The 21,698-nt window shown below is 52.2% G+C and carries 26 protein-coding genes, 1 tRNA gene and 1 riboswitch (1 of these 28 cut by a window edge); of the genes, 16 read left to right on the top strand and 11 right to left on the bottom strand.

Going from position 1 to position 21,698, the window contains the following annotated elements; genetic code table 11:
- The 8 genes from NSQ24_RS23315 to NSQ24_RS23280 form a co-directional block, all read left to right on the top strand.
- Window positions 1–785, top strand: partial view of a tetratricopeptide repeat protein gene (locus NSQ24_RS23315; protein ID WP_003392510.1) — the 3' portion only. 901 nt of this gene lie to the left of the window's left edge; 785 of the gene's 1,686 nt are visible here — the last part of the coding sequence; the start codon falls outside the window, past its left edge; the stop codon is at window positions 783–785.
- A gap of 59 nt (window positions 786–844) precedes the next feature.
- Complete coding sequence (gene trxB / locus NSQ24_RS23310; RefSeq protein ID WP_003392512.1) at window positions 845–1,804, top strand: thioredoxin-disulfide reductase; 960 nt, start codon at window positions 845–847, stop codon at window positions 1,802–1,804.
- Window positions 1,805–2,057: 253 nt separating this feature from the next.
- Complete coding sequence (rapZ, locus tag NSQ24_RS23305) at window positions 2,058–2,939, top strand: RNase adapter RapZ (protein ID WP_003392515.1); 882 nt, start codon at window positions 2,058–2,060, stop codon at window positions 2,937–2,939.
- Window positions 2,940–3,023: 84 nt separating this feature from the next.
- A complete protein-coding gene (locus NSQ24_RS23300; RefSeq protein ID WP_024985590.1) occupies window positions 3,024–4,034 on the top strand; it encodes a YvcK family protein in 1,011 nt (336 codons plus the stop codon).
- A gap of 6 nt (window positions 4,035–4,040) precedes the next feature.
- Complete coding sequence (whiA, locus tag NSQ24_RS23295; RefSeq protein WP_003392518.1) at window positions 4,041–4,991, top strand: DNA-binding protein WhiA; 951 nt, start codon at window positions 4,041–4,043, stop codon at window positions 4,989–4,991.
- Between the two features lie 53 nt (window positions 4,992–5,044).
- A complete protein-coding gene (locus tag NSQ24_RS23290) occupies window positions 5,045–5,302 on the top strand; it encodes an HPr family phosphocarrier protein (protein ID WP_003392520.1) in 258 nt (85 codons plus the stop codon).
- 129 nt (window positions 5,303–5,431) lie between these two features.
- Window positions 5,432–5,605, top strand: coding sequence for a hypothetical protein (locus NSQ24_RS23285; RefSeq protein WP_003392522.1), 174 nt, complete (start codon window positions 5,432–5,434; stop codon window positions 5,603–5,605).
- Window positions 5,606–5,625: 20 nt separating this feature from the next.
- Window positions 5,626–5,805 carry an H-type small acid-soluble spore protein gene (locus NSQ24_RS23280; RefSeq protein WP_003392523.1) on the top strand — a complete coding sequence of 60 codons (180 nt, stop codon included), beginning with the start codon at window positions 5,626–5,628 and terminating at the stop codon, window positions 5,803–5,805.
- A gap of 62 nt (window positions 5,806–5,867) precedes the next feature.
- On the opposite strand, the gene NSQ24_RS23275 is transcribed toward NSQ24_RS23280, so the two are convergent.
- The 6 genes from NSQ24_RS23275 to NSQ24_RS23250 form a co-directional block, all read right to left on the bottom strand.
- The gene (locus NSQ24_RS23275) at window positions 5,868–6,353 is read right to left on the bottom strand and encodes a QueT transporter family protein (protein WP_003392526.1); all 486 of its coding nucleotides are present in this window, start codon (window positions 6,351–6,353) and stop codon (window positions 5,868–5,870) included.
- 8 nt (window positions 6,354–6,361) lie between these two features.
- Window positions 6,362–6,406: riboswitch (PreQ1 riboswitch) on the bottom strand.
- A 244-nt stretch (window positions 6,407–6,650) separates the two neighbouring features.
- Window positions 6,651–7,247 carry an ATP-dependent Clp endopeptidase proteolytic subunit ClpP gene (clpP, locus tag NSQ24_RS23270; protein ID WP_003392529.1) on the bottom strand — a complete coding sequence of 199 codons (597 nt, stop codon included), beginning with the start codon at window positions 7,245–7,247 and terminating at the stop codon, window positions 6,651–6,653.
- A gap of 120 nt (window positions 7,248–7,367) precedes the next feature.
- On the bottom strand, window positions 7,368–8,495 hold the full coding sequence (locus NSQ24_RS23265; RefSeq protein WP_003392532.1) for a polymer-forming cytoskeletal protein: 1,128 nt from the start codon (window positions 8,493–8,495) through the stop codon (window positions 7,368–7,370).
- A gap of 1 nt (window position 8,496) precedes the next feature.
- The gene (locus tag NSQ24_RS23260) at window positions 8,497–9,057 is read right to left on the bottom strand and encodes a zf-HC2 domain-containing protein (protein ID WP_339166702.1); all 561 of its coding nucleotides are present in this window, start codon (window positions 9,055–9,057) and stop codon (window positions 8,497–8,499) included.
- Window positions 9,044–9,649: a sigma-70 family RNA polymerase sigma factor gene (locus NSQ24_RS23255; protein WP_003392537.1), complete on the bottom strand. Its 606-nt coding sequence runs from the start codon at window positions 9,647–9,649 to the stop codon at window positions 9,044–9,046. Before NSQ24_RS23255 ends, NSQ24_RS23260 begins: the two co-directional genes overlap by 14 nt.
- Window positions 9,650–9,777: 128 nt before the next feature.
- Window positions 9,778–10,035, bottom strand: a complete 258-nt coding sequence (locus NSQ24_RS23250; RefSeq protein ID WP_003392539.1) for a hypothetical protein — start codon at window positions 10,033–10,035, stop codon at window positions 9,778–9,780.
- 401 nt (window positions 10,036–10,436) lie between these two features.
- Between NSQ24_RS23250 and NSQ24_RS23245 the strand changes: the two genes are divergently transcribed.
- Together NSQ24_RS23245 and NSQ24_RS23240 are read left to right on the top strand one after the other, a co-directional pair.
- Window positions 10,437–11,684, top strand: coding sequence for a branched-chain amino acid ABC transporter substrate-binding protein (locus NSQ24_RS23245; RefSeq protein ID WP_003392541.1), 1,248 nt, complete (start codon window positions 10,437–10,439; stop codon window positions 11,682–11,684).
- A 70-nt stretch (window positions 11,685–11,754) separates the two neighbouring features.
- Complete coding sequence (locus NSQ24_RS23240; protein WP_339166700.1) at window positions 11,755–11,889, top strand: hypothetical protein; 135 nt, start codon at window positions 11,755–11,757, stop codon at window positions 11,887–11,889.
- Window positions 11,890–11,954: 65 nt separating this feature from the next.
- Here NSQ24_RS23240 and NSQ24_RS23235 read toward each other — a convergent pair whose 3' ends face one another.
- The 5 genes from NSQ24_RS23235 to NSQ24_RS23215 form a co-directional block, all read right to left on the bottom strand.
- Window positions 11,955–12,092, bottom strand: a complete 138-nt coding sequence (locus NSQ24_RS23235; RefSeq protein WP_003392543.1) for a DUF4023 domain-containing protein — start codon at window positions 12,090–12,092, stop codon at window positions 11,955–11,957.
- 153 nt (window positions 12,093–12,245) lie between these two features.
- Window positions 12,246–12,596: a hypothetical protein gene (locus NSQ24_RS23230; protein ID WP_003392545.1), complete on the bottom strand. Its 351-nt coding sequence runs from the start codon at window positions 12,594–12,596 to the stop codon at window positions 12,246–12,248.
- Window positions 12,597–12,745: 149 nt separating this feature from the next.
- A complete protein-coding gene (locus NSQ24_RS23225; protein WP_024984827.1) occupies window positions 12,746–13,201 on the bottom strand; it encodes a hypothetical protein in 456 nt (151 codons plus the stop codon).
- Window positions 13,202–13,741: 540 nt separating this feature from the next.
- Window positions 13,742–13,816, bottom strand: a tRNA-Arg gene (locus NSQ24_RS23220).
- 153 nt (window positions 13,817–13,969) lie between these two features.
- On the bottom strand, window positions 13,970–14,965 hold the full coding sequence (locus NSQ24_RS23215; RefSeq protein ID WP_031933209.1) for an iron-siderophore ABC transporter substrate-binding protein: 996 nt from the start codon (window positions 14,963–14,965) through the stop codon (window positions 13,970–13,972).
- Window positions 14,966–15,138: 173 nt separating this feature from the next.
- On the opposite strand from NSQ24_RS23215, the gene NSQ24_RS23210 reads away from it, so the two are divergent.
- The 6 genes from NSQ24_RS23210 to NSQ24_RS23185 all read left to right on the top strand — a co-directional run bounded on the left by NSQ24_RS23210 (window position 15,139) and on the right by NSQ24_RS23185 (window position 21,697).
- A complete protein-coding gene (locus NSQ24_RS23210; protein ID WP_003392552.1) occupies window positions 15,139–16,149 on the top strand; it encodes an iron ABC transporter permease in 1,011 nt (336 codons plus the stop codon).
- On the top strand, window positions 16,142–17,182 hold the full coding sequence (locus tag NSQ24_RS23205; RefSeq protein ID WP_122958724.1) for an iron ABC transporter permease: 1,041 nt from the start codon (window positions 16,142–16,144) through the stop codon (window positions 17,180–17,182). The genes NSQ24_RS23210 and NSQ24_RS23205 overlap by 8 nt, the downstream gene beginning before the upstream one ends.
- A gap of 161 nt (window positions 17,183–17,343) precedes the next feature.
- A complete protein-coding gene (rpoN, locus tag NSQ24_RS23200) occupies window positions 17,344–18,720 on the top strand; it encodes an RNA polymerase factor sigma-54 (protein WP_339166697.1) in 1,377 nt (458 codons plus the stop codon).
- 8 nt (window positions 18,721–18,728) lie between these two features.
- Window positions 18,729–19,016 (top strand): glutaredoxin family protein, encoded by a 288-nt coding sequence (locus NSQ24_RS23195; RefSeq protein ID WP_003392559.1) that lies wholly within the window; start codon window positions 18,729–18,731, stop codon window positions 19,014–19,016.
- Between the two features lie 274 nt (window positions 19,017–19,290).
- Window positions 19,291–20,316, top strand: a complete 1,026-nt coding sequence (locus NSQ24_RS23190; RefSeq protein WP_003392561.1) for a sugar-binding domain-containing protein — start codon at window positions 19,291–19,293, stop codon at window positions 20,314–20,316.
- A 19-nt stretch (window positions 20,317–20,335) separates the two neighbouring features.
- Entirely contained in the window at window positions 20,336–21,697 is a 1,362-nt protein-coding gene (locus NSQ24_RS23185; protein WP_003392563.1) for a Na+/H+ antiporter NhaC family protein, read from the top strand.
- The last annotated feature ends 1 nt before the right edge of the window (window position 21,698 follow it).

Raw genomic sequence — 21,698 nt, 5'->3', positions numbered from 1 at the left:
ATATGAGTGGTCATAAGGAACAAGCCATCCGCTGGTGGCAAAAGGTAAAGCAGCTGGACCCGGAATCGGGGGTAGCCGAGCACTACATGGAGATGGTAAAAGAGGCGAAGGACGGGCAAACTAAGCAGGTCATCCCTTACCATTACTATCAGCCGCAGCAGGAAGTGTCCTGGGAGAAGGCACCGGCATCCGGTGTTGAAGAGCTGAAAAACGATCCGATGATTCGCGCTTCCTTGTTGTGGGCCCTGCAGCACGGGCGCGATGAAGTTAAGTTTGCGGTTCTGCAAACCCTTGCTTTGATCGGCGATGACGAAGCGGAAGCAGCGGTTCGCCAGTGTTACCACCAAACGGACGATCCGCAGCTGCAAAAGCTCGCCCTGCTTGCACTGGCAGACATGGGAGCAGAGATGCCGGAAGCAAGGCCCAAGCGAAAAGCAAAGACGAAAGCGGCAACTGAGCATAAATTAGAGTTTCCGGGGAGCGAAACGGACAGTCAAAAAACGGAAGGCGTAGAAGACTGCATCAACCGGTTTTTTTCCGGTAGCGGACAGGAGGACATGAAGAACTGGTGTCTATCTGTTTGGAAACGGTTCTCGCAGCTAGAGAAGCCGCCTGTACAAGTGCGCAAGATTGTAGCGTGGGTGGCTGCACTCGAATATCTATACGGTGCGGTAAAAAACCAGAAACATGCGCAATCACAGGCAAAGGTAGCAGAAAAATACGAGCTTTCCCCCTCAACTGTGGCAAAGTGCGTAAAAGCACTGCAAACCCTTGATTTGAAATAGATTCTCATTTTATAATAAGTATAAATAAGAAGTGATTGCAGATTGAGGAGGCAGTGGATATGAGCGACCAAAAAATATACGATGTGATCATCGCCGGTGCAGGCCCCGCGGGGATGACTGCCGCTGTATATACCTCCCGCGCAAACATGAGCACGCTCATGCTGGAACGCGGAATTCCAGGCGGCCAAATGGCCAATACGGAGGAGATTGAAAACTATCCGGGCTTCGGCTCCATTTTGGGACCGGACTTGTCCACAAAAATGTTCGAGCATGCTCAAAAGTTCGGCGCTGAGTATGCATATGGCGAAATCAAGGAAGTAAAAGACGAGGAGCCGTATAAACGAGTCATTACTTCCGACAAGGAGTACCTGGCCAAATCGGTGATCATTGCCACCGGTGCGGAGCATCGCCTGCTGGGCGTTCCGGGAGAAAAAGAACTCTCCGGCCGCGGCGTTTCCTATTGCGCAGTATGTGACGGAGCATTTTTCCGCGGCAAAGAGCTGGTCGTAGTCGGCGGCGGAGACTCTGCTGTCGAGGAAGCCGTATTCTTGACCCGCTTTGCATCCAAGGTGACGATCATTCACCGTCGCGATCAGTTCCGCGCCCAAAAAATCCTGCAAAAACGGGCATTTGACAATGAAAAGATCGAGGTCATCTGGGATACGGTGGTCAAGGAAATTCGCGGCGACGGAAAAGTCCAAAGCGTACTCCTGGAGAACCTGAAAACCGGCGAAGAGCGCGAGTTCCCGACAGATGGCGCATTCATCTACGTAGGGATGGACCCGCTGACGGAGAGCGTTCGCAATCTGGGAATTACCAATGAAGCCGGGTATGTGCTGACAGATGAACGCATGCACACCAAAGTGAAAGGTGTCTTTGCCGCCGGGGATGTGCGCGAGAAGATGCTGCGTCAAGTAGTGACAGCTACTGGTGACGGCTCGATCGCCGCCCAATCGGCCCAGCACTACGTCGAAGAGCTGAACGAACGTCTGGCTGAGCAAAATGTCACAATCTCTTAACCTGCTTGTAACATGAGTGAAATAATTGGGCGGTAAGATGAAGACAATGAATTGACCCCCTTATCTATACGAACCATTTTGCGTGGCTGCCATAGCCACGCCATTTTTTTTCCGCAAGGCATGCACGAACGGCCGGATATCAGCTTCCTGTCTCCACGGGAGCGTTACGAGTCCTAACGGGACGAGTCCTAAAGGGTGCGAAAATGCCAACCGTTATGGTATGCTAAAGTCAGAATCGTAGGAGGCGAGTGGAGTGACAGAAGTGGAAAATGAGAGAGCCGTTAATCTGTTGATCATTACAGGGATGTCTGGCGCGGGGAAAACCGTTGCCGTACAGAGCTTGGAAGATCTGGGGTTCTTTTGTGTCGATAACCTGCCGCCGGTTTTGATCCCCAAGTTTGCGGAGCTGATCAAGCAGTCGGGAGGCAATATTGAGCGTGTCGCCTTGGTAGTTGACCTGCGCGGCCGCGAATTTTTTGTAAACTTGTCGGGAGCCATCGACAGTCTAAATCAAATGGAGGGAATCTCTTTCCATATTCTCTATCTGGATGCAAATGATCAAACATTGGTTTCCAGGTACAAAGAGACGCGTCGACGCCATCCGCTTTCACCCAACGGTTCACCATTGGAAGGAATCCATGCCGAGCGTCGGCTGCTTCAGGAAATGAAGGGGCGAGCCCATCAGATTATTGATACCAGCCAAATGAAGCCGGCACAGTTGCGAGAAAAAATAATTAGCCAGTATACACAGCAAGGTTCTTCCTTGACGATTAACGTCCTGTCTTTCGGATTCAAATACGGCACTCCGATTGATGCCGATCTTATGTTTGACGTACGTTTCCTGCCCAATCCGCATTACGTGGAAGAATTGCGGCCCAAAACCGGGTGTGACCCGGAGGTGGCCGAGTACGTCATGAATCATAAGGAAACGAAAGAGTTTGTCGATAAACTGATTGACTTTTTGGCCTATACGATGCCCCATTACCAACGGGAAGGGAAAAGCCAGCTGGTGATCGGGATCGGCTGCACGGGAGGCAAGCATCGTTCGGTGGCGATCGCGGAGCATTTGGGCGAGGTTTTTGGAAAGGACTACGCGATTCGGGTCAGTCATCGTGACATGGAAAAAAGCAAGTAAGCATAGGATGGCAGGAAAGAAAGAAACGCCATCCGTACTTGAACAGGGCCTTTGTATGTGTATCAGCATATAATGAGGTGACATATGCCGACGAGGAGAATGGGATCGCAGCAGGGCAACCGGCTGCGGGTTGTCGTGATCGGCGGAGGAACGGGACTGTCCGTGTTATTAAGGGGGTTAAAGCACGCACCGGTTCACATTACCGCGATCGTAACCGTCGCTGACGACGGCGGAAGCTCCGGGAGGCTGCGGGAGGAGTTGGATATGCCCCCTCCCGGAGATATCCGTAACGTTTTGACGGCCCTGGCCGATACCGAACCGCTGATGGAAAAGGTCATGCAGTATCGTTTTTCCACAGGTACCGGATTAGCCGGGCATAATTTGGGAAATCTACTTCTGGCAGCGATGAACGAAATTACCGGAGATTTTGTCACAGCGGTTAAGAAGCTGAGCGATGTATTGGCTGTCCGGGGAGAGGTGCTTCCGGCATCGACACAGTCGCTTCGGCTCATGGCGGAAATGGAAGACGGTTCAATCATTGCGGGAGAATCGCAAATTCCATTGACCGGCAAGCAGATCAAGCGGGTCTTTCTGGACCCCGAGGATGCTGTGCCATTGAGTGAAGCGCTGCTGGCCATCGAAGAGGCAGATGCGATCTTGATCGGCCCTGGAAGCCTGTATACGAGCATTTTGCCGAATCTATTGGTGAGAGGCTTGTTCGCCGCTGTAAAGAATTCGACAGCTCCGAAAATGTATATTTGCAATGTCATGACTCAGCCGGGCGAAACAGACGGGTTTTCCGCATCCAAACATGTCGAAGTGCTGTACGATCATGTAGGCGGACCGTTTTTGGATACAGTGATAGTGAACTCTGCTGCCATTCCCGATAAAACCTTGGAAAAATATGCGGAGAAGGGAGCAGCCCCTGTTGCTTGTGATGTAAAGCGCTTACGCCAGTTGGGACTGCATATCGTAGCCAAACCGCTGGTGGCGTTTGAAGAGGGGTATCTGCGTCATGATGCGACCGCCGTCAGCAAGCAGGTCGTCTCGCTGATCAAGCGGAGGCGCCGGACGCAGAAGATTGAGAAGGAGTGAAGGACGATGTCATCATTCGCCGCACAGACGAAAAAGGAACTGACGATGCTGGAGGGACCTGATTGTTGCAGCCGAGCAGAGCTGGCGGCGCTGATTCGGATGAACGGCAGCCTGCAATTCGGTGCAGGGCGTCTGGTACTGGATGTGACCACGGAAAATGCGGCGATTGCCAGACGGATATACACGTTGACGAAAAAAATCTTCAATATTCATGCCGAACTGCTTGTGCGCAAGAAAATGCGGCTGAAAAAGAACAACGTATACATCGTAAGAATCCCCAACAGAGCCAATGATATACTGCAAGAGCTGAGAATTATGGACGAGAGCCTTTCCTTCGTGCGCGGGATATCGCAGGACATTGTGAAGAAGTCTTGCTGCCGCGCTGCGTATTTGCGAGGGGCGTTTTTGGCGGGCGGGTCGGTAAACCACCCGGAGGCATCCAGCTACCATCTGGAGATCTTTACTTCGTACCAGGATTTTTGCGAGGCTTTGACCAAAATGGCCAATCGCTACAAGCTGAACGCGAAGTGCATTGAACGAAAAAAAGGCTACGTCCTCTACATCAAAGAAGGGGAGAAGATCACGGAGTTTCTCAGCCTGATCGGTGCGCATCAGGCACTGTTCTACTTCGAGGACGTGCGGATCGTCAAAGATATGCGCAACTCTGTAAACCGTCTGCACAATTGTGAAATCGCCAACATCAACAAGACGGTAAATGCAGCGGCCAGGCAGATGGAGAACATCCAGCTGATCCAGGAGGAAATGGGGCTGGAAAATCTGCCGAAGCGTTTGCGCGAGGTGGCAGAGCTTCGGTTGATTCATCCGGACATCAACCTGAAAGAGCTGGGAGAAATGATTCCCAGCGGAGTAGTCAGCAAGTCGGGGATCAATCACCGGCTACGAAAAATTAACGAAATCGCTGACAAATTACGAGAAAAACGAAATATTTCCGTGTAGAGACATGGTATACTAGACGGTAATAAGAGATACTGAGCGAGGAGGTTCCACCCATGGTTCAACAGCAGGTTGTGGTCAAGCTGAAAACCGGTTTGCAGGCCCGCCCTGCGGCATTTTTCGTGCAGGAGGCCAACCGGTTTGCATCAGAAGTATTTGTGGAAAAAGAAAACAAGAAGGTAAACGCGAAGAGCATCATGGGGATAATGAGCCTCGCTATCAGTTCGGGTACGGAGATCACGATATCAGCGGAGGGCCCTGATGCGTCTCAAGCGGTTACCAGCCTGACCAATCTGGTAAGCAAGGAAGAATAGCAAAAGAACAAGAGGGAAAGACACTTTCTACGGGAAGGTGTCTTTTTTTGTCCGGATCAGCTGCATGTTTCGACAACGAACAGGGCATTGCTAACTTATATAAAAATGGCTGACAAGGGGGGAGTTTAAGTGAGCACCGAACGCGATACATATACCGAGGGTCGAGACGATTACGACATGGATATTGACCGGATGGTAAACGAGGGGCTTGGCGGAGGACAGGTCACCGATCAGAATGGCCTGATCGAAGAGACCACGACCGAAACCATGACAGGAGCCAGCACAGCTCGCGATGATCGATAAACGGTAAAGGAGCGAAGAGCATGGATGTAAATCGCGCACAGGAAATTATCCGTTCCGAGAGCAAGATCGAGGTACAGTATCAAGGACAATCGGTATGGATCGACGGAGTTGACGAGAAAACGGCGCAGGCCCGCGTCCATACAGAGGGCAACCCGGCGGACAGCAAAACGGTGGACGTCGGTCAATTGGTAGAGAAATAGGCGGACAAGGCAAAAAACCGAGCAGCGCCGGAGAATCTCCTGGCAATTGCTCGGTTTCTTTTTCAAATCCGCTGTTCGAGGTTCAACCGTTTGTTCAGAACATACATGATCGGAGCTCCGACCAGCATGACGACAAATTCGCCAAGCGCAGTGGTGAGCCATGTAAAGTAGAAGGGCAGACCGAACGCCAGGTTCAGTTCAATCGCGATCAGAAACATCGTAATCGTAAAAACAATGGTATTGAATATCATGCGAGCCCAGACGCCTTTGATGAAGCGCATGGAAACAATCGTGACAAGCAGCGCCAGCACAGACTGACCCACTCCAAATACCAGGTCATAGGCGACCATGGGCGAGAAAAACAGATTCGTAAAAAAGACGCCGAGGACAATTCCGTACATGTACTTTTTGTTGAAAACGACGAGATGATTAAACATTTCTGAAACGCGGAATTGTACATTGGTAAAACCAAATGGCTGAATAAGCATCGAGACGGCAATGTACAAAGCCGCCAGGATACCGTTTGCGACAAGCGTTTTTACTTTCATATTCAATTAGCTCCTTAGTTTTTTATCGTGGGATGGTTTCGAACCACGTGGGTATAAAGACACCCAAGTTACTATACTAGCGCTTTACCCCGAGCCCAGTCAACCGTGAAATCTGCCCAGGATGCAGCGGGTAAATCGCAGCCATAAAAAAAGCCGGAGACAAAAAAAGAAACCGAGGCCAAAAGAGAACCCGGGTAAAAAGACCCCTGGCATAGAGAACTCTGGCATAGAGAACCCCCGGTTAAAAAAGAACCCCGCCATCTCTGGCAGGGTCCTACGTAAATCAGCCGAAGCCGGTTATTTTTTTGCGGATGCCTCTGTCGAAATGACCTTGTCAATCAGGCCGTATTCCATCGCATCCTGGGCAGAAAGGAAATTATCGCGATCCGTATCCTTCTGGATGCGCTCCAGAGGTTGGCCAGTGCGCTCGGACAGGATTTGGTTCAGGTGCTCGCGCATTCTGATAATCCGTTTTGCCGCGATCTCGATGTCGCTGGCTTGACCTTGAGCCCCGCCGAGCGGTTGGTGAATCATGACCTCGCTGTTCGGCAAGGCGTAGCGCTTGCCTTTTGTACCAGCGGCCAGCAAGAAGGCGCCCATGGATGCGGCCATCCCGATGCAAATCGTCGATACATCCGGCTTGATAAATTGCATGGTATCGTAAATTGCCATACCGGCGGTGATGGAACCGCCCGGGCTGTTGATGTACAGGGAAATGTCTTTATCCGGGTCTTCCGCTTGCAGGAACAGCATTTGCGCTACGACAATATTAGCTACCGTATCGTTGATAGGAGTACCGAGAAAGATAATGCGATCCTTCAGAAGACGGGAATAAATATCGTAAGCACGCTCTCCGCGGTTGGTCTGTTCAATGACTGTTGGAATCAAATTCATGTGCATTCAGTCTTCCTCCTCTCTTTGTAAGAATATCATACACAAAAGGTCAATAAAGGTCAAACAGATAACTGCACGCCTCTTTCACCATAATTTCCAAAAAACGTGCGGCTAAACATGTCAGGCGAGGAAAGTTTTATTGGCCTGGGCGACAGAGCCGACCAATGCCCCGAAAAACGCGATCCAGACAGGCAGTGCAAACAGCCAGCCTACCAGCGGAATGATCAGCAGGCACTGCAGAGCGACGACACCAAGCAGCTCGGCCAAGAGCGGAGAAACCTTCCACGAAAAGCGCTCGGCTACTCGGATGCCGATCCATGAGCCGACGAATACTTTTGCCGACCAGGACAGGATCAGGAACGTCAGCAGCAGCGCAAGCGAGACAGGGATTCCTATGACCGTGATCAAAAGCAATAGCGACAAAAACGGCATACCCAGGACCAGGCACGCTCCCCAAACAAAGGTGGAGCCTTTTCGTTGATCCAATTGCCGGTAAACACGTGTCAATCCGGCCGGGAACAGGAAGCGGATGGCAAGCCAGAGCAACAGCGTACTCAAAAGGGAGGAAAGCCCGAGCAGAATCGGGAAATAGGAGAATCCTTCATCCGGTTCCTCTACCGGAGCAGGGGAGAAGCGTTCCTCTCCTTTGAGCGTCGCACCTTGGCTGATGACAGCCCGTTGGGGACTGGTATAGACCAAGTCACCGCCGATCACGGCCGGCCCGTCGATATGAATCGTACGACTGTACAGCATGGAGATACCCTCTCCGATGCTCCCCGTAATCCTGACGTTTTCCATGCGGCCGTTTGCTTCCCGCGCGATTTTGCCGTTCAAATCAACACTTGTCGCAAGCGTAAGCAGGTTTTTGCCGATACTGCCGTTCCGGTCAAGAACCAGGGTATGCGACAGATTGGTAACGCTTCCAGCCACCTTCCCGTTTAGGAGCAGCGTGTCTGTCATTGAACGGATGTCGCCGTCGATTTCGCCGGTGACAAGTGTTACGGCTGCAAACGTAAGGAGATCCCCTGTAATTCGTCCATTGACTTGGACATTTTCGCCAAATGCGTACACATCGCCGTCGACAACGCCATCGATGATGATTTTGGTGGCACTGACAGCCAGATCGCCGCGGTGAGCGGTATCAGGGGGCAGGTAGTACCGATCAGAGATGACCCCGCTAAACGCATAAGCGGTAGAGGCCACAATCAGCAAACTTACAAAAAGAATCAGACTAAGCAGCTTTTTCAATTCAATCCACCTCCCGCTTGGACAGTCGCGAATGGGGGAGAGGCGAAAAACGGATATTCAGGATAAGCAGCAGCCCGACCAGTACGAAAAACGGCAAGGGAAGCGCCATGACATACGATGCGGGAGCATGAAAAAATTCGCGGGCGTTGTCGTTGAGCCATAGGGCCGAACTCCAGAAAAGATGGCTTTTCCATGAGGTCCATGCCGGCGCAACCCACTCAAGCCAGATTCGCTGCCAAAACACGAGGTAACAAACAGCGACGGCCAGAATGCTGCCGCCAAGCAGGAGCATGCGCCACAGAAAGCGGCGGCGAGTTCGCTTGTGCAGGATGGCGATTCCATGAATCTGTGCAGAGGTCATGTCGTAGAGCTGGAAAGACATAGGGGGGAGGTCGTCGGAGAAAAAGCGGTCGGCCACGAATTGCCTCTCCGCGACCAGCTGCTCAAGCGAGCTGCCGCAGTGGTGACAACTGTCAACGTGTTTTTGGACGGCTTCTGCTTCTTCGCTAGAGAGTTCACCGTCACTGTACATCATCAAGGTAAGCTCATCAATATGCGGCATCGGACATTCTCCTTTCCTCCCTGTATTTATCCAACTGCTCTTTCAATTGTTTGCGGGCCCGGAACAAGCGGGTCCCGACCGTATTTTTACTCATGCCGACGATGCTTCCTATCTCATCGTAACTCATTTCCTGCACAAATCGGAGAGTCAAAATCAGACGATCCGTTTCGGGCAAGCAATCCAGCAAGGCCGTCAATTCAGAATAGCTTTCTTTTTCCAGCAGAAACAGTTCCGGACTTTTTACGGGACCGGAGGGACGCTTGTGAACATGCTGATGCAGCTGCTCATCCTCAAGCGCAATTTCCCGTCTCTTTCGCAAAAAATCGATGCAGGCATTGGAGGCGATGCGATACAGCCAGGAATGAAAGGGCAGGGTGGGGTCGTATTTGTGTAAATTTTGCGCTACTTTTAACCAAATTTCGTTGTGCAGGTCCTCGGCATCATGATAACTGGAGACCAGTCTTCTGATGATGCTCATGACACGGGGGGTAAATAAATTGACGAGTGCGGGAAAGGCCCGTGACTGTCCTTTGAGAAACTGCTGCACGAGCCGGACCGCTTCTGCATTGGCCCGAGCCAACTCTTGTTCCATGGTTGTATCCCCTCCTCCCCATACTAAATACGAAGACCGGCAGGAAAAATTTCACTGCCGCCCCCCTATTTATTTGCGGTTTAATTATCCACAAGTTGTGGAAAAGCGGGGGAGGTGAGCGAAGCGGATCACCCGTTTTCTTTCGCTGCGGCTTTATCCCCATCTGCTTCCGCCTGTGTATCTTCGTCCTCCTGCAGCTCCACAGCCAGCCGCAACGCTGCTCTCATCTTTCTTCCTTTGATGATCGTGTACTCGTCCACTTGCAGGGATTGCAGGCGGTTGATCGCTTCCGCCAGGGCCTGTTGGTCGTCGTAAGGCTGGATGGTCAGCAGGCATTCTTCATCGCTCGCTTCCTGATATATGAGGTAAAACCGGTCGGCTGACATGCAAAATCCTCCTCATCCACATTATCCACAGATTTATCAACAGGTTGTGCACAAAAACATTTGTTCGCGGTATAGATCAAAGGTTATCCACTGTGAGCGGATGCTCCTGATAGTTTTGGCATGTTTTTGCTGATGTCCGGTAGGTAAATCATGCCAAGGGTTGACGTTTGGCAGGTAAGCAAAATTTCCCGTCCGGGCCCGGGTAGCCTTTTTTGATTATGAAGGCAGCCGCAAAACTGTACTGGGACTTGAGTCTTGTATCGAATATCAATATTTTCGATGAAGTGAACAATATCAATCGATTTTGCCAATCTCTTTATATGTTGCAAATTTTCATATTTATTTTACAATGAGAGAAGGTGACTCATTGTTTGTCCGTAAAGTAAAAGGGGGATTTTCGAATGAAAAAACAGAAAACTATGGCTTTTCTTGCAACTGTAGTAGCGCTTGGTACAGCTCTTGCGGGCTGCGGCGGAGGCAACGCTGGCGGGGGCGGCGGAAATGCCAGCGGAGGCGAGCAGCCGGCTCCGCAATCCGGCGGCAATACCGGCTCTTCCAGCGGCGGCGCTCTGCAAAAAATCGTTATCGCGGCAGTAGGACCAATGTCCGGGCAGTACTCCGACTACGGAAGCACGGCAAAGGCCGGTGCCGAGTACGCACTGAAGCAAAATCAGGAGAAGTTTAAAGCGCTGGGCTTCGACGTCCAGATGCTGACACAGGATGACCAGGCCGATCCGAAGCAAGGCGTGGCCGTAGCCCAAATGTTGATCTCCAATCCGGATGTCCTCGGTGTTGTCGGTCACGTGACGACTGGTGCATCGATTACGGCATCGGCGCAATACGAGCAAGAGAAGCTGGTCATGGTGTCTCCGTCCTCCACAGGTTCCAACCTGACTGACGAGGGCAAGAAGGTCGTTCACCGCATCTGTGCGCGCGACGACCAGCAAGGCTCCAAGGCTGCAATTTACGCGAAAAACCAGTTGGGTGTGAAATCCGCTTATATCGTTCACGATAAACAAGCCTACGGCCAAGGCCTGGCTGATGAAGTGAAAAAGCAATTTGAGAAAGACGGCGTAACCATTGCGGGCTACGAGGGCATCACTGCCGGCGAGAAAGACTACAGCGCCGTGATCAACCAAATCCTCGCCGCGAACCCTGAAATGATCTACTTCGGCGGCTATTACTCCGATGCCGGCATCCTGATCAAGCAAGCTCGTGAAAAAGGCTACAAAGGCGTATTCATGGGCGGCGATGGCTACGACTCTGCTGACCTGGTGAAAATTGCGGGCGCAGACAACGCGAACAACGTAATCTTTACCTCCACTGTAGGCGATCTTTCCGCAACAGAAGAGGGCAAGAAGTGGATCAGCGAATTTGAATCGAGCACAGGCAATAAAGTAGGGATCTTCACTTCCTTTGGCTATGACTCCATGAACGTCATGCTGCATGGACTGGAAGAAGCGATTAAAGCGAACAACGGACAAAAGCCGACTCGCGAGCAAGTCCTGGATGCTGTCCATAAAACAAAAGACTTCCAAGGCCAGTTCGTAAAAGTAACATTCAACGAAAAAGGCGACAACGAATTCGCGTCTGTCTACGTGTACAAATACGAGAACGGTCAAAAGGTATTCGTAGGGGAAGCGAAGTAACGACTGATGGGGAAGGGCCGTACAGGACATACTACGGTTGATTGCGACTACCTTTGAAAGGGGTATCCACATGTCCAACAACCGCAGCACCCAATACGGCAACAATCAGGGACACAGCAGCAAATCGCAAACGTCCCAAAAGCAAACGTCCCAAAAGCAAAAGTCCGAAAAGGACAAAAACCTGAACAGGCAAGACCCGCAGTAGCAGGTCAGGCCTTGAGAGGGAGCATAAGGAAACGCCCTGGAGAGGAGCAATCTCCAGGGCGTTTTTTAGCGGATGCGCTGTTTGCTGGGGAGACGTTTTTCCGGGTGGCCGTAGCCATTGTGCTCCTTGTTCTCCTGAGCATGGGCCTGCGCTTCGTGAACTTTTCCGACGAACTCCTTTGTGCTCATCTTGGTAAAATCCATGCGGCACCTCCCAAAATTGGCATCACGCTTTCTTACTATGGCCCAATTGGTCAGGAAACATTTACGGCTCTCCAGTTAACGCCTATTATGAAAAGCCGACATCCTTGCAGAAAAAGGATGATCGGCTTTGTTTTGTTAGTCCCAAGCGAATGTTTACATAGGACCTACATTGAAGTTGAATGTATAAACAAGCATACCGCTATAGTAAACATCTACCTTGTAGTAGCCTGTGGAAGAGGCAATCACTCGACCCCGGGAGTCGATGCTGATCCCGCCCGGTTTTGACTCGTAGGAGATGTAGTGTGTGTAATTGGGGCCGCTGGGAAGACTATCGTAAATAGGATTTTGATAGAGATCCAGGTTCACATTGACTTCAGTAACGCTTGCCACGCCGACTGCAGCTTGCGATGGGGCGATCAAGGCTTCGGCATTAGCCGCAGCTTGTCCTGCCAAAAGCAAGGGAATGGCCAGCAAACCTGACCTGATAAGGTTCATTTTCTTCATCAAGACCCGCTCCTTTATTTCAAATGAACGAACAATACTGTAAATTCCATATACAAAACGCTTTTCGCTGCAAACGACGCCTATCGAAGTTATTCAGTATTAGTAAGATGACGATGCCCGTTGGAATGCTCAACAGGCGCCAAAATAGATTACGGAGTTTGGATGTACATATAGTGCACATCAGCTCCCCAATTCCAGTTTCCAGATTCGTCTTGGACACCTACTGATACACCAAGCGTTTCATTTCTAGGCAGTGAAACGGGAATTTCGAAGGACTGCGTATTGCTGCTTGTGTTTTGGGGCAGTACACCAGAGCTATAAATACTGCCGTTTTTATCATAGACAAGAACCCAGAATGTACTAAATACGGTGTTGTCATCTGGATCAGATTGGACCCACGTTATTTTTGGCTGCTCATTATAGTAGATGGTCGGGCTGTACTCTTTGTTTGAAGCAGGGGTGGTGATGCTCACGTAAGGCCGGTTATTGCCCTGGGCAGATGCGGTTGCCTCGGTTTTGGCAAAGGAAATGGAAGGTACAAGCGAAGTAATTGCCATTAAAGAGGCTAGCAGCAGAGTGGTTTTCTTCAATTTTTTAAGAACCATAATAAAACATCACTTCTAAATAATGTAAATTCAAAATGAATTGTAAACCTTTGTTTCTCAAAAGCAAATAGGTTTATGGTAAAAAATGTAAAGAAAAAGCCGCACACCCGCCTTCCTAGAACGGCAATCTCTATGACGGCGCATTCGAGCGCAATAAAATTCGGAGGTCGATCGGTATATGACGACTTTATTGAAGGATGAAACGGTGTGCAGCGCGGAGTATAACGAAGTCGAACGTGAGGTTAACAAAGTCGAACAAAGTCGAACGTGAGGCTAACGTTGGGGGAGCCAGTAAAAACGCAGCATCAATCGTAACTCTTTTAGGTGCTTCCGTAGCGGCACTATGTATTAGCGCTGTCCACGGTCGTTTTTGCATAATAAAAGCCTCCGTTTCATGTAACGGAGGCTTGCACATATCAGGAACGAGTACATAACGGGTATGGGGTACACGGTGCAGGGGAACGGTTTTGCCGATTTGCTCGCCAGTCCGTCCGGCAAATCACCGCCAGAATCCCGTCATATCGTCGTTTAAAGTCAGTATGGTACGCCCGAGAGGAGTCGAACCTCCGCACGCGGTTCCGGAGACCGCTGCTCTATCCACTGAGCTACGGGCGCATAATAGGATAACTTAAATTATAAAAGATAAGGCGGACAGATGCAAATGAAAAAATTGCAACCCGGATGTTGGGATGCACGAAGGGGAAATGGTTCCATGTACAAGCTTACAGAGCAGCAGGGGTGGGCCCATACTGCTCTGTCGAGTGTGTGTTATTTTACATCAAAGCGCTTCAAAATATCGTCCAGCAACAGTTCGGCTGACAAAATGCTGCCCCCGATGTTCCACACGACGTCGTTGACTTCAAACACTTTGTTGTTTTTCACGACATTGAGGTTTTTCCAGAGCGGGTCGTTCATCACTTCTTCTCTATATTTGGAGCCTTCTTTCTTTTCTCCATGATCCGATACCCAGTAAAACAGCACATCGCCGTCGGCATCAGCCAGTTGTTCCTTTGCGATCACTTGCATGAATTCATCCTTATCCTGAGAGGCCGGACGGGCAAAGCCCAGCTGGCTCAGCATGACGCCTGCAAAGGTATCCTTCATGTAAAGACGGATTTTCCCTGGCTGAAAGCGGATCAATGATACTTTGGCTTTTGTTTTGTCGCCCAGCTTTGCTTTCGCCTCTTCTACCTTTTTGTCAAAGTCGGCCAGGAGCTTTTCACCGTCGGCTTTTTTGCCAAGGGCTTCGGCATACAGCATGAAGTTGGGCTTCCATTTGCCCGCCAGATCCTCGGAGAATACCGTCGGGGCAATGCCGGACAACTGCGAATATACTTTTTCATGGCGGACCTTGTTGCCCAGGATCAGATCTGGTTTGAGGCTCGCGATCAGTTCGATGTTTGGCTGCGCCTCATCGCCCAGTACGGTTACATCCTGCATTTTGTCTTTAATATGGTCATGCCACGGATTTCCGCGCGGGGACTGCACAGCGCCTACAGGTTTGACACCCAGACCGAGCAGGGCTTCTGTCCCCTCGCTGGTCAGGACAACGACGCGCTCCGGGGTACCTTTGATCTCGGCTTCTCCCATCGCGTGTTTTACTTTCCGGATGTCGCTCTTGGTGTCAGTGGCTGCAGCCTGGTCCTGGCCCTGAGATTGCGCCGGTTGGCTGCCCGTGTTGTTTTGGCCGCCGCTGCAGCCCGTGACCAAAAGCATGAGAGACAATGCTGCTGCGATCAAAAGCTGCCACGATGGCTTGTGAATTGCCGACATGATGAAAACCTCCTGATTGATAGTGATTATCATTGTAGACAACATACTGTATTTGGAAAATAGGTGTCAACAGTTTTTTGATAATAATTATCATTTTCATTGACTAGAAGGTGAAAGGGATACTAAAATGTTACCAATGCAATTGGGGAAAGTAGGGAATACGTGTGCCATTTCTCTTGTCCAGCCGAATCCAAAAATCTGTCGTACTGGTCGCAGCCGTTGCGGTGCTGATCGTGGCCGTCGTTGCGAGTATCTTGCTCGGCCTGCAAAATTTCCGTTTTTCGACGGCGGTGGAGGCCTATGTCAGTTTCAATGGAAGCAATGAGCATTTGATCATCAAAAATGCGCGAGTGCCCCGGGCGATCGTCGCCGCATTTGTCGGGGGGAGTCTGGCGGTAGCGGGGGCTCTTTTGCAGGCACTCACCCGCAATCCGCTTGCCTCCCCCTCTATATTTGGAATCAACTCCGGTGCAGCTTTCATGATCGTGTTGTCCCTGTTTCTCTTCGGTCCCGTGTTTTCGTTTACCGAGCTGATGTGGGTTGGCTTTATCGGAGCAAGCTTGACGGCTGTCATGGTCTACATGCTTGGATCAGCCGGACGGGGAGGGATGTCGCCGGTAAAAGTGACCCTTTCCGGCGCGGCAGTCGCTGCGTTTGCCTCGTCGCTGACATCGCTGCTCATGCTCATAGACAACATGGCGCTTGAAGAAGCCCTTAACTGGTTGATTGGATCTGTGTCGGGACGCGATTTGCGCCACGCCCTGCTGATCGTTCCCTATCTGGTATGCGGGTGGATCATTGCCTGGATGCTGGCAGGGTCCTTAAACCTGATGTCTTTGGGGGATGATGTGGCCAAAAGCCTGGGGCAAAAAATTGTCTGGGTCAAGGCAGGTATCGTGCTGGTAGTGGTTCTTCTCGCAGGAGGCGCAGTGGCTCTTGCCGGTCCGATCGGCTTTGTCGGTATCATCATCCCGCACATTTGCCGGTATCTGATCGGCTATGATTATCGTTGGATCATTCCGTACAGTATCGTATTTGGGGCCATCTTTCTGGTGGCAGCCGATCTTATATCCCGCTTTTTGCTAATGCCCAAGGAAGTGCCTGTCGGGGTGGCAACGGCTGTGATCGGAGTTCCGTTCATCATTGCCATCGTAAGGAGGAAGGCCCATGAATAGATATACCGTTGTTCGCAGCCACAAGCCTTCGTATTCGTTCCAGATAGACAAGCGGAACATCGGTATCGTGCTGCTGCTGAGCATCCTGCTGGCAGCGGTCGCCATCATCAGCATCGGCTTGGGCAGCATTCGCATCCCGGTCTCGGAAGTGTTGAGATCATTAGTAGGAGTGGCAGACAGTACGCATCAAATGATCGTCATAAACTTGCGAATGCCGAGAATTGTCGTTTCTCTCCTGGTCGGGGCGGCTTTGGCCGTATCGGGTGCCATCTTGCAAGCGCTGATCCGCAATCCGCTGGCCTCGCCGGATTTGACCGGGACAACTACTGGCGCAACAGCCGCGGCCGTGGCCTTTATCGCCTTTTCTGACGGAAAGTTCAGTATCCAGTGGCTGCCTTTGGTAGCCTTGGCAGGAGGTTTTTTCGCTTCCACTCTTACATACCTGGCCGCATGGAAACGGGGGGTATCTCCTTATCGGTTTGCTTTGATCGGGGTGTCCGTATCCACTGCGATGTCTGCATTGACTGTCTTTTTCATGGTCGCGGGTCCGCTGTACCTGGCATCCCAGGCGCTTGGGTGGCTGTCCGGCACGGTGTACGGCACTTCATGGGACCATGTCCTTGCTGTTTTTCCGTGGATCGCCGGATTTTTGCTGATCGCTGTCGTGCAGGCCCGCAATCTGAATGCCCAAGAGCTGGGGGAGGATGTGGCGAGAGGAGTGGGCGTACCGGTCGAGCGTAAGCGTCTGCTGCTGGTTGCCGTCAGCGTGGCATTGGCGGGCTCGGCTGTAGGGATCGCGGGAGGAATCGGGTTTGTCGGCCTGATGGCTCCTCATATGGCCCGCAAGCTGGTGGGCTCGTCTTATGGCACGCTGCTTCCCGTTTCGGCCTTGCTGGGCGCGTTGTTGGTACTGCTGGCAGATCTTGGAGCCCGCACACTGTTTGTTCCGCTCGATATTCCAGCCGGAGTGTTTACCGCAGCGGTGGGAGCGCCTTTTTTCATGTACCTGCTTTACAAAAGCCGGCAAGGGTAGATTTTTCAAGAAGCGATTCCGATGGTTGGAGTCGCCTTTTTTCATGGTTCCTTTCTTTATTCAGATATTGGCAGGAAAATTGCATGAAAAAGCGAATATAATGAAAAAAAGTGAAACTGCACATGTCGAAAAAACTGGATACTGAGAGGGGGCGGACGCAGATGAACATGGGGCTGGGGCTTTATCAAGAACAGACACTCAAGCTTGTGATGACACCGGAGCTCAGACAGGCCATTACGATTTTACAATATTCGGCCGTCGATCTCGTCTCGTATTTGCAGGAGCAAGCCAATGAAAATCCCGTGTTCGAGCTGCAGGAAGCGGTGGTGGAGCTGGCACCGGCAAAAATGGAAAAGCCGCTGCCGGAAATTGACTGGAAGGAAATTGTAGGCAATCGGGCGACGGGCGAATATACGGCGGGCAAAAATGAAAGCACTTACAATCCGCTGGACTTCGTTACGCAACGGTCGGTTACGCTGTATGAACATTTGGAGCGCCAGCTCGGCTATTTCAAAAGCTTTACGCAGCCGCAGCGGAGAATCGCTCTGTTTTTGATCGGAAACCTGGACGAAAAAGGCTACCTGGAAATTACCCTGGAGGAGGCGTCCCAGCGACTGGGCGCCGATCTTGAAGAGCTGGAGGACGTCCTGACTGTTCTGCAGCATTTCGATCCTGCCGGCGTAGCCGCGAGAAGCCTGGAAGAATGTCTGCTTCTGCAGCTCAGACACATGGGGAAGGACGATGATCATGTCGTTGAGATCGTCACCTCGCACCTCCAGGACCTGGCTGACTGCCGCTACCAGCGCATCGCCGACAAGGTGGGCTGTACGGTGCAGGAGGTTCAGGCGATAGCCGATCTCCTGCGGACGCTGAATCCCCGTCCGGGCGCAGCCTTTTCCCAAGTGGAGACGCGGTATGTGATTCCGGATGTAGCCGTTGAAAAGGTGGGCGACGAATACATCGTCCTGGTCAACGATGTGGCAACTCCCAGACTTAAAATCAACAGCTTTTACGAAAAAATGCTGAGCCAGCAAAAGAGCCAGGAAGAGGCGAAGCAGTTTATCCACGAAAAGCTGAACGCCGCCATGTGGCTGGCAAAAAGTCTGGAGCAGCGCCGTCTCACCCTGATGCGGGTGACGCAGGCCATCGTCGACATGCAGCGGGATTTCTTTGAGCGCGGCATTCATTATTTGAAGCCGATGACGCAAAAGGAAATCGCCGAGCGGGTAGGGCTGCACGAATCGACGATCAGCCGGGCGACGAGCAACAAGTACGTACAGACGCCGCGAGGCATTTTCGAGCTGAAATACTTTTTTACCTCGGCGCTTTCTACAGCGAACGGAGAAGCGACTTCTTCGGAAAGCGTAAAACGCAGGATCAAGGCGCTGATCGAGCAGGAAGACCGGAAGCAGCCGCTGTCCGATCAGAAGCTGGCCGAAATGCTGCTGCAGGAGGGAATTGAAATTTCCCGCCGCACAGTAGCGAAGTATCGCGAGGAGATGCTGATCCCATCCTCAGCCAAACGAAAGAGGTTCTAAGAGGTCCGATGAGTTCAAAGCCATTTCAAATCGTCCTGTACGGCCGCCCCGGATGCCATCTTTGCGACCAGGTGGAGCAACTGATCCTTCTGTTGCGGGAGGAATTTCCGCTGGAGCTGCGGCTTGTCAATATTGAGAAAGACCCCGCGCTGCATGAGCGGTACATGTTTGTCATTCCCGTAGTAGAGATTGACGGCGAGGAAGTATTTCCGTCGGTAACGCATGTGGTCACTTGGGAGGAGCTGCATGCCGAGCTGGCGAAGCGCGCGGCCAGAAAAACCGGGGAGGAAAAGTAGGTAGACCGAGGCAGAAAGCCCGGAAACCTCTGATCCTTTGTCCGCTACCTGCAAGCGGTCTGCGTGCAGTCGAGAGCCGGGCATATTATCATGTAATGTCATGTCAGATCCCTCTGCAAATCAGCGGAGGGATCTTGCATGTTATTTACATTTGTGCTACATTCGAAATGAAGCTGAAGTTTTATTTTTTTGCCCTAAGCGGGACGTAAAATGTATGTACAGGGACAAAAAATGTCCCGATTAGAAAAACCTTGGCAAAAAGGACGTACAGACAATGCGGCGATTTATCGAAATGCAACAAAAACTGCTTCCTGACCTGATCGAGGTTATGCGGGGCCGCTACATGCTGCTGCGGTCTGTTTACCACCTGCAGCCCATCGGGAGAAGGGCTCTGGCCCAAGCGATGCAAAGCACGGAGCGGATCCTCCGGGCCGAGGTTGAGCTGTTGAAGGAAACCGGACTTTTGCATGTGACAGCGGCAGGCATGAGCCTCAGCGAAGAGGGCCAGCGCATATTGGAGGAGATGGAGCCTCTGATGGGCGACCTGTTCGGGCTGACCGAGCTGGCTGAGCGTCTGCAGCATTTGCTCGGCATCCCGCACGTGATCGTAGTGCAGGGAAACGCGGACCACTCTCCCTGGGTAAAGGAAGAGCTGGGACGGGTCGGCGCCCGGATGCTGAAGCAGTACATCCGCGAAGGAGACATCGTGGCGGTGACGGGGGGAACCTCGATCGCGAGCGTTGCCCATCATCTGTCGCCGGCGCCATCCTTTCGGGGTGTGCAGTTTGTCCCGGCCCGCGGCGGTCTGGGCGAGCGCGTAGAGCTGCAGGCAAACACCCTCGCTTCCGCCATGGCAGCCAAGACAGGCAGTTCGTACCGGCTCCTCCACGTTCCTGACCGGCTTCACCCGGAAGCCCTGCAAACGCTGATGAAGGAGCCGCAGGTGCAGGATGTGCTCTCGCTTTTGCAGCATTCGCGGATTGTGATTCACGGCATCGGCGATGCGCTCGCGATGGCGAAGCGGCGGAACTACTCGGAAGCAGAGCTGGCAGAGCTGCAGGAGGCTGGCGCGGTATCGGAGGCGTTCGGCTACTACTTCAATGCCGCAGGAGAAACCGTACATCGGATGCCCACGATCGGGCTGCAGCTGGAGGATGTACAGCGGGCCGAGACGGTGCTGTCCATCGCCGGAGGAGAAAGCAAGGCAAAAGCGATTCTTTCCTTTGCCAGACAGTCGTGCCAAAATGTACTTATTACGGACGAAGGAGCAGCACTGGCGATTTTGTCCGAGCGACTGTAACGCAAAGGAAGTGCGCACGATGAAATTCCTGACGGTCCTTCCCATTGTCTCGCTGATTGTCGGCATAGCGCTCAGTTTGACATTCGGTTTTCCGCTGTTTTTGGGGATTGTTTTGGCAATCTTGGTCACACTGGTTAGTGTAAAAAGACTTGGGTATTCCTGGCGCAAGCAGTGGGAATTTGGCCGGGAAGGAATTAAACAGACGAAGCCGGTCCTGATCATCCTGTTTTTGGTCGGGCTGCTCATCCCGTTCCTGATGATGGGCGGCACCATCCCGGCGATCATTTACTACGGACTGTCTGTAGTCGACGTGCAGTACATGCTGAGTCTCTCCTTTTTACTGTCGGCCGGAACCAGCTATCTGCTGGGCACCTCGGTCGGCACCTTGAGCACGGTCGGGCTGGCGCTGATGGGCATCTCCCATACGGCCGGCATTTCTCCGGCTATGGTGGCTGGCGCTCTGATCAGCGGAGCGATGGTCGGAGAGCGGTTTTCTCCGATTTCCAGCAGCCGCCTGCTGATTCTCAGCACCATTGGCGTGCAAGAGGGAGAGGGGCGCAAAAGCAGTTGGCCTGCCTTGCTGGGGGTCGCGATCACGGCACTGATGTTTCTGGGGCTTGACCTCTTCCGGCAAGGGGCGAGCGAGACCGGGATGATCGGGCAATACCAAGGACTTCTGCGGCAATTCTTCTCCATCGGCTTGCTGCCGCTCGTGCCGCTGCTGGTGCTGGTCGGATCATTTGCCTGCCGGGTAAAGGCGATTCCGGCCCTCCTGTACGGCCTTGTCACGGCAGCGGTACTAGTCATCGCCACTGTACCGATGCAGTTCGCAGAGATGGGGCGCTCTATCCTCTATGGCTATGAGCTGCACACTGGCACAACGCTGGATCAGCTCGTGCACGGCGGAGGAATGCTCTCCATCCTGAGTGTCCTCGTGGTGATCACGCTGGCGGGCTTTCTGAACGGAATCCTGAACAAAGCAAACCTGCTGGCGCCACTCGTCGAGAAAATGATGGGGGATACGCAAAACACCGTCATCCTGGCCGGGAAGGCCGTGCTTTTGTCCCTGTTGGTCATCATGATCAGCTGCAACCAGACGATTCCGATCCTGGTGATGGGCTCGACATTGCTGCCGCGGTTTAGCCGCATGGAAAAAGGAAGCGTGTTTTTAGGGAGGACGATGCTTGATGCGACGCTGGTCATGCCTGTGCTGATTCCTTGGAACGGCCTCGCGATGGTCATGTCGGTGACGCTCGGCATTCCCACTTTAGATATATTGCCTTACTTATTCTTCTCATTTGTTTTGCCTGTACTGACGATAGCAACCGCCCGAACCTTTCAGGCCCCGGGCAGTCTTCTACCACACAAAAAAGCGATGTAGA

Source organism: Brevibacillus sp. FSL L8-0520 (genome assembly GCF_037963895.1).
In the GTDB taxonomy this organism is placed as follows: Bacteria; Bacillota; Bacilli; order Brevibacillales; family Brevibacillaceae; genus Brevibacillus; species Brevibacillus borstelensis.
Note: the sequence above shows the minus strand (reverse complement) of the source record. Positions and strands in the feature narration are given on the sequence as shown.